The organism is Rossellomorea sp. LJF3 (genome assembly GCF_037046045.1).
Classification (GTDB): Bacteria; Bacillota; Bacilli; order Bacillales; family Bacillaceae_B; genus Rossellomorea.
The window spans coordinates 40,841-56,412 of the sequence record NZ_JBANLY010000004.1 but is presented as its reverse complement, the minus strand read 5'-3'; the positions used below and the strand labels follow the sequence as shown (position 1 = coordinate 56,412).

Sequence of the window (15,572 nt, the reverse complement as noted above, 5' to 3'; positions counted from 1 at the left end):
TTTCTTTTAGGTCAACCAGGGACGGATTCCATCCTACTTTCGCATCTCCTGAAAATGTAATGTTGGTTAGGGTACAGCGGGAGCCGTTCCCATTTACTATCACGGCTCCACAATCAAGGTACCTGCTCCGTGGATTTTTTTGCCGTATTAGCTTTATTCACTATCATCTTTCACGATATTAACAATCGATAATAACTTTTGATGCAATTGCTTATTTCCCGCTCCAGGTACCATCTGCAATGCACCCATTCTATATCTATCATGATAACCTTCCTGAAAATACCTCATCGATTCTACAGAATTATCACTTGTCGGTGTTAGTATATACACTTCACTAACAGCTCTTTCTCCTGTCTCCCTGTGAAAAATTCCATCCCGATACTTGTGCATTTCACCAAGAGCAGTACCAAGGTTCCCGGGTACCCGATATTTTGGATCAAATACAATGATTTCTTTTCCACCTTCCAACACGATATCAGGAATCATCCTTTGGGTATAAGTGTAGAATTCTTTTGAATCGTACTGATATTTCCGTTGAAAGTAGAGTGACTTTCCATCTCGAAGCCTGATCCTGCTTTCTTTGTTTTCGACTAGGTCGATAAAGATCCCACTTTTAGTCGTCTTGTATAACCCCCTGGTATCCTCGACCAGGTTCAACTCCCTCAATATCCCGATAATTTTCATAAAGCACCACATCTCATATAATTCGAAAGTATCCTTCATGGCAATGGGATAATCAAACCCGATTCCTTCCCTGTCATGTTTGTATAACTGTTCAAACCACTTATACCATTGTCGGTAAATGGGATGTTTCCTGAATTTTTGGGTGATAGAGTATGGCCCTTGATGCATGGAAACTTCCTTTAGAAAAGGAGAGTTGATCCACCTTCTTATTAATGAATGAAACGTTGCCGCTTTCTTGGAAACGTCCACTCTTTCCACTTTCATGTATGTCCTAAGGAGAGTAGTCAGGTCAAACAGCTGCTTCTTTAAAACCTGATTTTCATACACGTCCACTGTCTCAAACGTTTTGGTCGTCTCGACATTGAGGGGAATAGTTTCACCGTACCCTCTCTTATCCAGCCAGTTCAACGTCGTATGTTCAACACGTTGTACCCTCTCCCTTTTTTGAACAATCGGCAGTTTGACGAGCCTGCTGAATGGCTGTTTCTCGATACGGTCAAAAATCTGACGTAGAGGTTGCATGGACCTTTCAATGTAAATCCACTGCGTCCAGGAGGATCCCCGGCTCTTACCGGATACAGAGACCTCCCTCTCCAATCCGCTCAATTGAAAACAGCTGTTGCTTTCCTCTAATATCTCCTCAATCATCACATCAAATTGCTGTTCTGATAGTTTACGGGAATCAGGGTAGATGAATGTTTTATATTCCTTACCATTGAGGTATATTTGGACCGATCCGCTCTGGAAGGGAGTCACGAGTGAAGTGAAGAACAGGTTCCCCTCCTTATGAAAAGGTATCGGTATTCCTTGCATCCTTAAATCAATTCCAGTCCCCTCATACCGCAATCTGTATTCCGTTGCCTCTGTTAAAAAGGCTTCTTCAAAGGGGATCCATCCCTCTGAAGACATCCAGACTTCTAATTTATCTCCAGAACTGAGTTGCACCATAGTACTCCAACTCCTCTTGCATCCGGTTCACATGCTGCAAGGAGACGGAACGGCCTTCCAGATTGGAAGTCAACCAGAGATTCAGTTCATTAAGCATTTCCGATATTCGTTCGTCACCACGGATCTTCGTTAACACCTTTTCGGCAATCACGCCATCCAGTGCTTCCATCGGAGCCATTGCATGATCCGCTCCCAGCTGATGATTCGCATAGAGCTTCTGAAGCATCTCCCCCATGGTCCTGTAGCCAAAATGAAGTTCGTATGCAGACAATTTAGTATGGAACTCTTTCAAAAGAGAGAATTCCCGGAACAATGAATCTTTCAAATCCTGGTCTACCCTCTCCCAGAAAGAAGTGAAGTCCACATCCGATAATGTCATGACAAAAGCACGGTCCAATACTTTATCCGATATGGAATGAGTGGTCTCATCGATGTTTATTGTCCCTAATACGTAAACATTAGGCGGTATGTTCAATTTTTGAGGGATATCCGTTATATGCTCATCCTGATGAAGTGGGATTTCCTTTCTTGACTCCACCGCACTTAGATAATCACTCAAATAGTACTCCACCCTGGCCAGGTTCATTTCATCCAGTAGAATGAAATGTGGCTTTTCTCGTTCCTTCAATGCATTCAATATCACTTTCAAGAATTCCGTTTTCACATAACGTTTCTCGAATGAACTGTAGTACCCGAACAAGGAACTGGCATCAGTCCAGTCGGGCCGAACTGGTATGATGCTGAAATAGGGATTTTCACTTTCATACTCCAGCCCATATACAGCATTGGCGTATAATCGGCAAAGCTGTGTTTTCCCAGTCCCGGAAATTCCGCTTAGTATAACAAAATGTTTGTCATCAAGCGCAGTCAGATTCAAGTGCAGATCCCTTACAATCGATTTGGAAAAAGTAAATTGACTGTTATCGATCATGTCATGGATTTCTGCGAACCTGAAATTAGGCTCAAGTGTTTCTGTTTCGGAAAGCTCATTTTCTCCTTCCATTTCCAGTTCATTGTTTACACTATCAGAAGGAAGCTCCACCGTTTTTCGTGCATGGGCAAACAGAAGAGCTGCATCAATAAAGTTCTTCTTGACCTGATGAGCCCCTTCAATGAAGGTTTCACTATCGTTGTCATATGTGCCTACACAATAAGAAGCATCCTCCACCTGTATCCCATGTTCCTGAAGCAAGCGCATGGCTTCCGCCTTGATTTCATGGTTATCCATACTCTGAGTGGCAAATAACTTCTTGATCCACCACTCCTTTGTACCATTGGCCAAAATCTCACGTACATTGGTGAAAATCTGATTGCCTCCTGCCACCCTAACGACAATTGTTTGGAATGGTGAGTTTTTGTCATGATAATCAAGATAGTCAATATTTCCTTTAGTGATCATTTGATCTCCATCATTGATTTGAAAAGATTGTCTCTTCCCTTGATATTTAAGGTTTTCAACAGAAGAAATCTCTACAGAATAAGGTCGTCCAAGCAGTTGGGTTTCTTCAATATCACGTATGGAAGACAATTGTTTTAATGCAGTCCAAGCTCTCTGTCCTGTTTGTATTTCCATATTGATGAATTCCCTGAATTCGCTCAACCCGTCCCAGACTTCCTGTAAATATCCACTCAGTTCTTTCTCATCCATCTGTCCTTCAAGATCCATACTTTTTCCTACTTGGAACCATGGCCTCTTTCTTGGTTTGATACAACTTTTCACAAAATCTTCAAATTCTTCTTTAGGCACTCTGGACTTTTCCTTCCATCCAGTAAAAATCGAGTACTCATCAGGAATCGAGGACAAAACGTCCTGGATGACACCACTCCTGGACCAGGACCAAAAAGGTATGAGGCTTATTTCCGTATGCAACAATAACGATTGATCAATTCCATTAAATTCTATTGTCAAAAGGTTGTATTCTTTCTCATCGGATTTCATATATAGACCCACAAAGTATTTCCTGCCCATATCAGAGTTCTTTTTCTTTTCTGCATATGTTGGATTCCGCGCATCATGATAAGTTGTCGTCAAAGTAGTATCGTAGTTACGGATGTATAACTTATCCCCCAAAGGGATTTCCTTGGAAGTAATGAATCGTTCAAATACCCTGTTTACTTGAGGAGCCACTTCATCAAGGACCCTGCGGCACCTTATCTCGGTATTGTCTTCATTAAATAATGATTGATAGTATGTAAGATTCAGAATTGTGTTCACCCACTTATTGTTAGTTATAATTCTAGACTAGCATATAATTGGGAGGAAAAGGGAAAGTAACGTCTTATTAGATCGAACACTCAATAAAAGCCCTTCCTAACGGAAAGGCTTTTACTTTCTAGGAGCTTCAAACACCGAATCTTTAACTAGTTTAAACACCTGAGCTGGCTGTTTCTGTAAGGATACTAACGGAATAGTTTTTACGATCTCATAATCATGTAATATTTCTATCTGTTGATTTGTAGGATTCAATAACACCTCAACATGACCAATTTGATAAGCTTGCACCTTCTTGGCAAGATCCAAAGTCCTATCATCTAAGCTTGTTCCCACTCTACTATTAAGCCGACGCAGCATCCGCCAAAGCTTAATCTCCTCCCCAGACTTCATAAACAACTCCGGAAGCTCCTCAGACTGCTCAAGCAATGACATCGTCGTCATCATATGTGACTGGATTCCATACCCTACAGGTCGAATCACCTTCTTCAAGGTTTGCCAACTCTCCACTACAAACCTCACCTTACCGCCATTAACCTTTATATCCTCAACTCTTCCATAATACTGAATCCCATTCTCAGGACCCGCCTCACCACTCACTTCACTAGTCATATACAAAGCAACATACAAACTTTCCTGCCAACCCCTCTTCAAAGAAGATGAGTCCATCTCAAAATACTTGCCCCTCTTATACTCCTGATAATCCGACCTATCACTCACCGTTCCAACAAGCACCTTCTCATCCAAAGAAGACTCCCAATGCTTCCAAGCACCAGTAGGCAGCACACCTTCCTCCTGCAGATCCTCAGGATTACTCTCCACCAATCGTTCCACTAACGTCTCCACTAGCACAGTCGAATTCGGCAAAAACGGCAGTCCCCCAATATTCACCTCATCAATGCTCTTATAAAAAGGATGCTCTAAGTAAGCCTGCTCTTCATTCCACGGAAACAATACATACGCACCAAACGAATACCGCTCATAGCTATCTCTCTCATGATGCTTCTTTACCAATGCATCTCGATAACGATGCATCGTATTAATATCTTCTTCCAACGGCCCAACCTTTTCTGCCTGATCAGATCCGAAACCAAAATCAATCCGATACTTCGCGTCAAACACATAGTGATAGCGATTATGAGAATACTTCTTCTCCACCTCGAGCATAATATCAGGCTTCTGCGTGACTGTAGGGACCTTCCCTTCTCTCTTTTGAAAAGAAAGGACAATCCGCTCCCCAGTCTGAGGATGTGTAAACACCTGCTTCGCATTCGAAGTTTGATCCAGATCAACGAATAATGATCCATGGCGAATCGCCACAACATCCTGATATTCAGGCACATACTTCGCTCGTAATATCTGCCCCATTTTCAGGTACGTCCAATACTCATAAAGCGTCGCGACATCCTTCACCGACATTTTGAAAAGCTCACCCTCAAGCATCAACCCTCTGGTCACAACTAGATAGATTTTATACGCATCCCGATAACCAATCTTCCTCTGGATCACCATGCTTGTGACCGTTCGATCCACACTACTAATACCTTTCCAAAAAGGTTTATTCAAATAAGCCTTCAGGGTACCTTGCATCCCTTTGACCTTGAGAAGCAACTTTTCATCTACCTTCCGCTCATACCTACCCGATTGACTGCTTATCTTAGTAGCAAGATCGGCTAACTTATGAGTTAGCCGATCCATCATCCACTTCACAAATCGATTTTCTAACGTATCATAAGTAATCGTTTTTCGTGCATTTAACCCCTTAACAGGGAAAACAGGCTTATTGTCCAGCACCAGTCCATTGTCAGCTTCCATAAACAATTGAGGGTTGCTTCGTAAATGCTTACGTCCCTTACTATCCAACCTCTTAATTCGTTCCCCTCTCACCATCTGATGCTCCGTCAGCAGCTGGTGGTGAGGCTGTTCCTCAATCCGTTGAATCGACTTGATAAAGCTCTGAAAATAGAACTCTATCAACCGATAAAACTCCGTCAAAGAAGGATTCTCTGATAAATGATTAGAAGCCCCTAAAAATGTCTTCTTAATAAAGTGAAAAGCAAGATTATACACTTCATCATTTACTTCCTCTAGTAGCTTACGATAATCATCCTTATAGCTTAATTTCGTCGGGAAAATCTCAAGCTTCACTTCAAGTAAAATCTTCTCATTGTGTTTAATAGAAAAGCTTGTATATCCCACTTCATTCATAAACTGCAAATTCCCCATAAGTATCGGATGACTTCCTCTACCTACTCGTTCAACCGCATTCCTTAAAACAGGATGCTCATGATAAAAGGACAGGCTTTTATCAGTCTTAGGAGAAATCACAATCTGATAGACTCCATTTTCAAAGAAAACAGGAGAAAAGGACTGTCCCTGAACTACCTCAAGTGAATCCGTTTCCACATCATACAGTTCAACCGATCTTATGCACTCACCACTATAGGTAAACGTCATAGCTTCCTTTTCAAGAGCAGAATGCTTCCGATACTGTGATAAACTCTCAAACCTCGCATTATACGGCATTCCCTTGATATACAGGGAGAAATCATCAGTCTCAATATACAGCAGTTCTTTCGTTTCCGATCCATTCATCCTTAACTACCCCAGAAGGAAGTGAAGCCATCATGCATGATTTTCGGAATCATATTTGAAAGCTTTTCGGCAGATTTTGAAAAACGAGCTTCTTTTACGATCGAGGTTGCATTCATCTCATCCCACTCATGACTTGTACAGAACAAGAATAGTTTCTTTAATGCTTCCTCCGTTTTCAGGTCGTTGCCTGTTAATCTTGGAAGAACTTTTTGAAGTAGTTGAAAATCAAAGGCGTCCTCGAATTTCATCAGTTGGCCCTCATCGTTATAAATCATATAAAAGCAGACTTCATCTCGTACCCGGTATCCGAAATGAGCCTTTATTGGTTCTAATATCGTATTTACCTCAACAAGCAGCCCAGTGACCTTTCTCACAAGATACTCATGATCAAAGAAAGCATCCTTTAAATTTAAAAACCTACCAGCCATTTGTTGATTGTCTATAGCTACTGGTTCAGCAATAGAATCTTTTGTTAAAAACCCAAAATGATCTAATACCACGTCATTATATTCAATCGTGTTCGCCCGATCTAACACCTTTGGACTGAACGGATGAGTCGTCTCATCCATGTTCACTGTCCCAATAATATAAAAATTATCTCGTAAAAGAAGTTTACCTACTTTCTCTTCCTCCACAACAGGAGCAGAAACCATCTCCCCATCCTGGCGATCTCGACTTTCCATCACACTCAACAGGTCACTAAAATAGTATTCTACTCGTGCTAGATTCATCTCATCCAACAGCAAGAAATAAGGCTTATCACGGTTTTCAGGCTGATTCGCTTCCATCAACACTTTCGTTAAGGGCCCTGCCTGGAACTCTCCTTTAATATCTCGATATCCAATTAGGTCGGATCCATCACTCCAATCAGGTCGTACTGGGATCAGGGCAAACTGTCCATTTTCTGCCGTGGCACCAAGACTTTCAGCAAGCAACTGAACTATCTTCGTCTTACCCGTCCCTGAAATACCAGACAGAATAACGAAGGGTTTTGTCTTTAGAGAAAGGTATAAGTTGATGATATCTTTGCGATCATAATAATATCCTTTAGCAGAAATATAATCATGGATATGATCAATTAGTTCACCATCACTTTGGAACTCGACTTGAACTTCCTCTACTTCAGGTAGAACATCATCTGTTTCGTCTATAGTATTAGAATACTCTATGTATCTCTCATAATAAGCAATCATGCTCTCTAAATCGTCCACAAGCTCGCCTTCAGAAGGCATGTCTTCTCTATGATATTCTATGTATGCTGCCGTTGAAAAAGCATAATCTTTTGATTTCTTGGATTCCCCTAAATATATATCATCATCTTTTTTAACAGAGGGTTGCATATCAATGTGATCACGTATATCTTTTTTTCTTTGTAACATGTCTTCTCGTGTAGTTTCTTTTACACCCTGGGCAAATGTTAAGAATAATTTAGTCATATCTTCACTAAACAAATAAACTAGATAATAGCCTCTTTGAGTAGATGTTGTAATATTTTTATGCATAATTGCAATCCAGGGTACAAATGCCCATTTTGTCTTTCCTACAGAGCCAACAACAGTAAATTCGCTATTTATACTAGGAAGTTTATTAAAATCTTTAGGAACTTCATTTCTTACAAAGGATCCGAGTTGATTCCCTCCAAAAGGTTTGGTCCTCGCTGAAACATAGTTATTCATTATAAATAAAAGTTTTTCACGTATCGAAGTATTCACAATAGGGTGCTCCTTCAGTTTACTGAATTGAATGTTTGGGGCGTACTTTTCATCGATTAAGTCTACATATTGAAGCCATTTGAGTAGATTCGTAGTTCTTTCTCTCGCTACACTATCCACCATCAGATTATCGCCAATTGAATTTCTTACAATTAGTTTTCCTACCTCAATCAATGCTCTCTTTTTTTCGATTGGGGTATGGTCATTTAATAAGCCCAATATTTCAATCGCGATTCTAAAATATTCTTTATGTAAAATCTGTTCCCTTAATAGCTCTATCTTGTTTGATGATTGAATGTATTCTTTGAAGAGTTTTTCATTTTGATGTTGATCCTTATCCAGGAATCCTAACAATCTTAAGTCCTGCCGTGCTCTTGACGTGATTCGATACTCATTACCCCTAAGTTGTTCACTTAATCTATCAGGTTGATACGTACCCTCAATAACCTTCTCTAAAAAGGCCGTAACTTTATGGATCTGCTCATTCGGCAAATCATCTGTTTTGAACTCAATGAACGAAATGGCAGTCTTTTGTCCTTTCTCCACTATCTTTACAAAAGACAGCTTTGAGAAGAAAGACATAATAAAAGAAGTTCTCCCCTTCGTTTTAACAAAGTCCTCTTTAGAAGCCACTCGTTTTGAGGAAAACTCTCCCCACGCTTGTTGTAGAAACTCAAAAGAAATGGATTCAATTGAAGTATTTTTTTCTCCACGTTGAAACTTCTCCAATGATGACTCGGTCTCTACATAAATCCCTTTTTCATCTATTTTTCTAATGTAGTTCCTCTTATTTAACGATAAGGTTTCTATCATGTTTGTTTGTTTTGCCAATGCTTTTATGATTTCTATTATCATAGTTGTCTCCTAAATAGTCATTTTCTATAGTTTATCACAATTATTTCCATGTAATTAAAAAGCCTTCCTGCTGTATGCAAAGAAGTCTTAAACAACTCTATATTGAATCTAATTAAAATAGGACAATAGTATAAACCGTCTTCCCTTTATTCCTTCCCTAATCTAGAGGCATCCATTCAATTGAACTCATCCAATCAATCCTCTACCTCGATCAAAAAGATCTTCTCTTCAAACCCACCACGTTTTTCCGCTTTCTCTTTGCGTACCGATTCAACTTCTTCTAAAGAAGATCCATGTTGCTTAGCCAGAGCTTGAATAATCTCTAACAGATCTGCAAGCTCCTCTACTGCTTCTTCATTAGATTCAGCTGCGCAATACTCGTCCATCTCTTCATAGCTTTTTTCTTTTAAATACTTTATGTAGTCCTGATCAATTAAGATTTTAGTTAAAAACTTCTTCCCTGTGTTTTCAATGATTTGTGGAATTTTATCTCTGACTCGTTTGTTGTAAGTTGGCATATTACGACCTCCTATTTTATGTATATGAATAGTTTAACACGACGGATAATTGCAAATGAAAATACTTTAGGGATGCGTCTAAAAAAATATACTATCTGGTCACACTTTATTTCAAAATGTGGTGTTTAGTCTGTGTTAACTCTCGATTCCCCCTTGAATAATAGAGTAGAAAGGTGGGTAGCGAGAGATGGACATACATAATAGTTTATTCGAAATGATTGGCAAGTATATTCGTAAAGAACGAAAACGTCAGAAACTAACAATAGAACAATTGGCAGAATTAGCTGGCATTGATCATACCCACCTAGGAAATATTGAAAGAGGCGGGGTTAATCCAACAATCGCTACCATCTTTAATATCGCTGCAGGTTTAAACCTTAATCCGCTCGACATACTGACTGAAGCCAATAATAAACTCTACCCTTTCTTTCAAGAAAAAGTAAAGAAACGTACAATTAAAAAGAGGTAATCTTTTAATTTATATTAATCTCTATCTAATAAAGGAGGTATCATTATTAAAAGAGAATTTTACGTAATTAAAGATAAAGATACCATCCTATACACCATTATGGGATTTAATTCCAAGAATGGATATGGAGAAGTATTTATTCGTAATAATGACTCAACAACTTATGCTTTTAGAGGATTTAATAGACAAAAAACGTTAAAGGAAGCTAAAAAGCAAATTAATTCTTTAATCTAGATGGCTTCACCAAGTCTTAGAAAAAGTGACACAATCTAAGTCACCACAAATTGTAGAAAAACCCCAGTTTCTCGTAAAGAGAAGTTGGGGTTTTTCTAGGGTAATTATTGTTCACACTGCTCTATTCCATTGTTATTTCTGAATTCCATAAATAACTTCACTATAATTCTTAGTATAGTGTAAAAATACATTAGCTATACTGACTGAAGTTCTTTATAATATGAATCAATTCTTTTGTTACTTAATAATATTGGCTTATTAATTTCAATTCTTTCTTTAATACCTGTTAGTGTATCCTGAATATATGTAATTAATTTCTCCTTAAAATTAGATGTCTCACTAAGATACATTAAATTAAATGCCATATTTTTCATAGGATCTTTCTCAATTTCAACATCTACCATTATTATATAATTTTTGCTAATTTCTTTAAAATAATCTCTTTCTTTTTTAGTCATTTCTAAAGAGCCTATTTTTGTTATTAAATCTAAAATAAATAAACTATCTTTTATTTTAGTTTCAAAATCAAATTTATTCACTTGCTTTGTCAATTGTCTTTCAACTTGTACTTCAGTACCAGATAAGTTATTAATAAATAGATCTAATCCTTTAAATTCTATAAAGTCTATTCTGTCTGATGCGGGTATTATTTTTAAAGCATCACATGATTTTGGATCTTGAAACGTAATCGATGATTGATTTAAAGTATCAATCATATACCGTTTAGTATCATCATAATCAATCACCTCTGTAATAGATACCTGACAACACGATTTTTCAATATCTTTTATTGGTTTAATTTTAAAATAACTGTTATTTATTCCATGATCTAACAATCTTTGTAACATAACCAGTTTACTCCCATACTAAATTTTGTAATGGATCTGAAAGTTTTTTAAAGACTTTATTTAAATCATTATTTACATTGTAAACTACGCTACCTGTACCCTCGGGTTCTCTTTCTGCGAAATAAAAGTTTGTTTTGCTCTTCACATCAGATTTACTACTGAATACCTTTAGCGCTTGTAAGATATACGGGCTATGTGAAGTTACCAAAACAGGAATACCTCGCTCAACAATTTCTACTATTATTTTACAATACTCCACTTGCCATTTAGGATGCAGATGAATTTCAGGTTCATCTATTATGAGTAAGCTTCGTTCATTTAAGATATCTGCTTTCAATAAAAGTTGTAATATACTAAAAGCTTTTACGCCTGTAGCAACGTTGGTTGATTTTACATTTACATACTTCTCTCCAAACTTTTTCCTATAAAGAAAGTCTCTCTTTTTTTTATCAAAGCTAACCTCACCGTTAATAATATTATTTATGCTATTAACTAATTGTTTAATATTATCATCTGTTTCATCTAATTCATTATAATACAATGAATTAGCCATTTTATTGATAATGTCTTTCATGTGGAAAGGTACAGTTGGTCTAGCTATCCCCCTCACTCTTCTTATACTACCGGGAGAAATTTCCTCATCCTCTAAAAAAGCACTACTTCTACTAATTAGGTCATACATTTGCAAAACTAAAGGCGTCTCTATATACGTGACATCATTAAAATAGAGTAAATTATTATATGTTAGATCTTTTAAATTGTTTTGTTCAATTGTGACTTCGAGTATACTGTCTAAACCTTCATTGTACTTAACTACTGCTTTTTGGTTACTAAATTTATTTGAAACTTCTTGTCCAAATTCCGACATGAACGCTAACTTTAAGGCTCTTTTTATATAGTCTTTTTTTTCACTAAGGCCAACCATTTTTGATTTTAATTCTTCTATACGATTAATTATTAGATTTTTGTCTGATTCATTTAAATTAGATTTTTCAATTAGATATATTCTGTAATTGAGAGTATTTTCTATAGCCTCAACATTCATCAAGTCTAAGTGTAGCTCTAGTTCTTTCATAAGTTTGGGAGGATAAAACTCATCTCTTATATCTAAGATTTCATTATCTGACAATCTACGAAGTTTAAAAAAAATATTGTCAAGAGTATTGAAAATTGTTCTTTTCTTATCTTCATTAAAATCTTGTTCATACCTACTGAATGCCTTAATTATTGAGAACATTGTTTTTCCGACTGTACTTTTACCTGTATCATTCTCACCAGCAATAATTGTTAATCCATTAAACTCTATGTCAGCATAAGAAATTAATCCCACATCTCTTAGTTGTAAACTCATAGGTTAACACCTCACTCCATTTGTATTGTATTAAAACATACTATACTAAATACATAGTTCTATTTTAATTTATATATATCCTTTTTTATATAGATAAAACAAAAATAACATCTTATCAGAATTCTGAGTTTCAATATAAATTACTTATTTAAATAGCTTTAAATCACTATGCGTCCCATCTATACTATCATATTCATGAAACTATTCTGTGAATTTCCTGTATAATAAAGGAAAGAAGAATAAAAAGGGGATATTAGTATTGGCTTATCAACCGGAAGCACAACTCGAAAAAAATTTACATAAACAGCTAGTAGATCAAGGATACAAACCCGTTAATATAAAAGACTATGAAGCTCTATTAGCAAACTTTAAGCAACAACTCAATGTCTTTAATGAACATAAACTAAATGGGCAGCCATTATCAGATTTAGAGTTCAACCGAATTCTTACTTTAATCGAAGGTAAAAGCATATACGACTCCGCAAAAATCCTTCGCGATAAGCTATTGATTGAGCGTGAAGATGGAACACAGCTTTATGTAGAACTCATGAATACTAAAGACTGGTGCAAGAACTTGTTCCAAGTAACGACTCAAACAACTGTTAAAGGCACTTATACAAATCGTTATGATGTGACGATTCTCATTAATGGTTTGCCACTTGTCCAAATTGAGCTGAAGCGTCGCGGATTAGATTTCAAAGAGGCGTTCAATCAGATTCAACGTTATCGTCGACATACATTTAATGGTCTATATCGATTTTTACAAATATTTGTCGTGAGTAATGGCGTTGATACGAAGTACTTCTCTAACTCGGATTATGATATTCAGTTTGGATTTACATTCTTCTGGTCAGATGAAAAGAATGAATTGATTACAAACTTACAAGAGTTCAGTAGTGCTTTCTTAAAACCATGCCACTTAGCCAAAATGATCTGTCGCTATATGATCATCAATGACACAGATAAAGCGTTGATGGTGATGCGTCCTTATCAAGTGTATGCTGTAGAAGCATTGGTACAACGAGCGACGGAGACGAAGAACAACGGTTATATTTGGCATACTACTGGATCGGGTAAGACACTTACCTCCTTTAAAGCTGGCCAAATATTAGCGGATGAGGAAAGCATCAAAAAGGTTTTCTTCTTAGTTGATCGTCAAGACCTCGACAGTCAAACGACCTCTGAATTCAACAAGTTCCAAAAAGGTGCGGTAGACCGGACAGACAAAACCGAAATCCTTATTGAACAAATCCAAGATCCAATGAAACGATTCATTGTGACAACGATTCAAAAAATGAATAATGCGATTAAGAACTCTAAATATGCAAAGATCATGGCACCATATAAACAGGAGCGGGTTGTCTTCATCATTGATGAATGTCACCGCAGCCAATTTGGTGATATGAGAAAGGAAATTGATCAACACTTTCAAAGCGCACAGTACTTTGGCTTTACTGGAACTCCACGTTTTGTCGAAAACAAGAGCAAAGACGGTCGTACCACAGCTGACCTTTTTGAGAAGTGCCTTCATCACTACCTTATTAAAGATGCGATTCGTGATGGGAATGTTTTAGGATTTTCAGTTGAATATATCCGTACGTTTAACGCAAATATTGATGAATCAGATGAGACAGAAGTACATGCTATAAACACGGATGAAGTGTTGCACGACGAACGTCGTTTAAACCTTGTAGCTGATCATATTATTGATAATCACCAACGACGTTCTAAGAGTAAAGGGTATTGTGGAATGTTCGCAGTAGATTCCATTGCAACATTAATAAAGTACTACGATATTCTCAAGTCGAAGAACCACGATCTTAAAATTGCTGGTATCTATTCATATGGGCAAAATGAGGATAGTGACGGAACGAGTGAACATTCTCGCGAAGCGCTAGATCGTATGATTACAGATTATAACAAGATGTATGAGACCGACTTCTCTACTGAAACATGGGATCGATATTTTTCCGATGTATCTAAAAAAGTAAAAAATGCTCAGGTTGATATTCTACTTGTCGTTAAAATGTTCCTAACAGGATTTGACAGTAAGCCTCTTAATACACTTTATGTAGATAAGAACATGGTTTATCACGATTTGGTGCAAGCCTATAGTCGTACGAATCGTGTTGAAAAATCAACTAAGCCCTATGGAAACATCGTTAACTACCGAAACTTAAAAGACAATACAGATGAAGCCATTAAGTTATTCTCTAGAACAGACAATGTGGATACTGTTCTAATGGGTAGCGATGAGGAATATTTAAAAGCATTTAAGGATGCTGTTAAAAACCTTCGAAGCATTGCGGTCATTCCAGAAGAAGTTGACGAACTAGAGCGAGAAGAAGATAAAAGAAAATTTATCATTGCATTTAAAAGTGTAACGAAATTTCTTCAACGGTTACAGTCGTTTTCTGACTTTGAGTTTGATGAAAAAGAACTTACAATCTCTCAACAATCCTATGAAGATTTCAAAAGTAAATACTTCAAAGTATATGAAGACTTTAAACGGAACGAAGTACCAAAAGAATCAATTTTACATGACATCGATTTTGAATTAGAGCTAATGCACACAGACAAGATTAATGTCAGTTACATCTTGAACCTGATTGCGACGCTCAACACTGAAAATAATAAGGAACGAGACAAAGAGATTCGCTTTATTAAACAAGAATTAGATCATGCCTCAGATCCGAAATTACGACTGAAGATTGAATTGATTAAAGGATTCTTGGATAAGGTGGCTCCAACTCTTACTTCAAGTGATTCTGTAATGGATGCCTACAACCGTTACGAAGAAGCAATGAGCGAACAGGAACTTGAATCATTCGCAAAAGAAGTTGATATTGAAGACAGTGTTTTACGCGAACAAGTCTCAACGTATGAGTACTCCAATTTAATTGAAAAAAATGTGATTATGGATTCTTTACCTGGATCTTTCCTGAAAAAGAACAAAGCAATTAAAGCTATCACCTCTTTTATTCATGATTTCTCTGAAAAGTACGGTGCATAAACCTCAATTGATTAAAGAGCGCAAATCCGCGCTCTTTTTTTGATATTTTTAAAAATATCAAAAAACTATTGCTCTTCGTAATATTATCCATTAGACTAAACAAAGTGATATATTAAAAAATATCAAGGAGGCG

At 37.1% G+C, this 15,572-nt stretch carries 9 protein-coding genes; 2 read left to right on the top strand and 7 right to left on the bottom strand.

The features are described 5' to 3' along the window. Positions 1–153 precede the first annotated feature (153 nt). The 5 genes from V8G47_RS05535 to V8G47_RS05515 form a co-directional block, all read right to left on the bottom strand. The gene (locus tag V8G47_RS05535; protein WP_336199219.1) at positions 154–1,632 is read right to left on the bottom strand and encodes a DUF2357 domain-containing protein; all 1,479 of its coding nucleotides are present in this window, start codon (positions 1,630–1,632) and stop codon (positions 154–156) included. Next, a complete protein-coding gene (locus tag V8G47_RS05530; RefSeq protein ID WP_336199218.1) occupies positions 1,607–3,847 on the bottom strand; it encodes an McrB family protein in 2,241 nt (746 codons plus the stop codon). The genes V8G47_RS05535 and V8G47_RS05530 overlap by 26 nt, the downstream gene beginning before the upstream one ends. A gap of 111 nt (positions 3,848–3,958) precedes the next feature. Beyond that, positions 3,959–6,439 (bottom strand): DUF2357 domain-containing protein, encoded by a 2,481-nt coding sequence (locus V8G47_RS05525; protein ID WP_442970799.1) that lies wholly within the window; start codon positions 6,437–6,439, stop codon positions 3,959–3,961. Positions 6,440–6,441: 2 nt separating this feature from the next. Further along, positions 6,442–9,006, bottom strand: coding sequence for an MrcB family domain-containing protein (locus V8G47_RS05520; RefSeq protein WP_336199217.1), 2,565 nt, complete (start codon positions 9,004–9,006; stop codon positions 6,442–6,444). A 194-nt stretch (positions 9,007–9,200) separates the two neighbouring features. Continuing rightward, positions 9,201–9,524, bottom strand: a complete 324-nt coding sequence (locus V8G47_RS05515; RefSeq protein ID WP_336199216.1) for a nucleoside triphosphate pyrophosphohydrolase — start codon at positions 9,522–9,524, stop codon at positions 9,201–9,203. Positions 9,525–9,711: 187 nt separating this feature from the next. Here V8G47_RS05515 and V8G47_RS05510 point away from each other — a divergent pair, with 187 nt between their 5' ends. Further along, positions 9,712–9,993: a helix-turn-helix domain-containing protein gene (locus tag V8G47_RS05510; protein WP_336199215.1), complete on the top strand. Its 282-nt coding sequence runs from the start codon at positions 9,712–9,714 to the stop codon at positions 9,991–9,993. A 428-nt stretch (positions 9,994–10,421) separates the two neighbouring features. Here the strand turns inward: V8G47_RS05510 and V8G47_RS05505 are convergent, their stop codons facing one another. After that, positions 10,422–11,075 carry a hypothetical protein gene (locus tag V8G47_RS05505; protein WP_336199214.1) on the bottom strand — a complete coding sequence of 218 codons (654 nt, stop codon included), beginning with the start codon at positions 11,073–11,075 and terminating at the stop codon, positions 10,422–10,424. Between the two features lie 7 nt (positions 11,076–11,082). Beyond that, positions 11,083–12,426, bottom strand: a complete 1,344-nt coding sequence (locus V8G47_RS05500; RefSeq protein ID WP_336199213.1) for an AAA family ATPase — start codon at positions 12,424–12,426, stop codon at positions 11,083–11,085. 259 nt (positions 12,427–12,685) lie between these two features. On the opposite strand from V8G47_RS05500, the gene V8G47_RS05495 reads away from it, so the two are divergent. Continuing rightward, positions 12,686–15,439, top strand: a complete 2,754-nt coding sequence (locus V8G47_RS05495) for a type I restriction endonuclease subunit R (protein WP_336199212.1) — start codon at positions 12,686–12,688, stop codon at positions 15,437–15,439. Positions 15,440–15,572: the final 133 nt, after the last annotated feature.

What these genes read in the sequence shown, in the direction of transcription:
- V8G47_RS05535 (WP_336199219.1), bottom strand. Translation starts at nt 1,632, where the DNA reads ATGGTGCAACTCAGTTCTGGAGATAAATTAGAAGTCTGGATGTCTTCA.
- V8G47_RS05525 (WP_442970799.1), bottom strand. Translation starts at nt 6,439, where the DNA reads ATGAATGGATCGGAAACGAAAGAACTGCTGTATATTGAGACTGATGAT.
- V8G47_RS05520 (WP_336199217.1), bottom strand. Translation starts at nt 9,006, where the DNA reads ATGATAATAGAAATCATAAAAGCATTGGCAAAACAAACAAACATGATA.
- V8G47_RS05515 (WP_336199216.1), bottom strand. Translation starts at nt 9,524, where the DNA reads ATGCCAACTTACAACAAACGAGTCAGAGATAAAATTCCACAAATCATT.
- V8G47_RS05510 (WP_336199215.1), top strand. Translation starts at nt 9,712, where the DNA reads ATGGACATACATAATAGTTTATTCGAAATGATTGGCAAGTATATTCGT.
- V8G47_RS05505 (WP_336199214.1), bottom strand. Translation starts at nt 11,075, where the DNA reads ATGTTACAAAGATTGTTAGATCATGGAATAAATAACAGTTATTTTAAA.
- V8G47_RS05500 (WP_336199213.1), bottom strand. Translation starts at nt 12,426, where the DNA reads ATGAGTTTACAACTAAGAGATGTGGGATTAATTTCTTATGCTGACATA.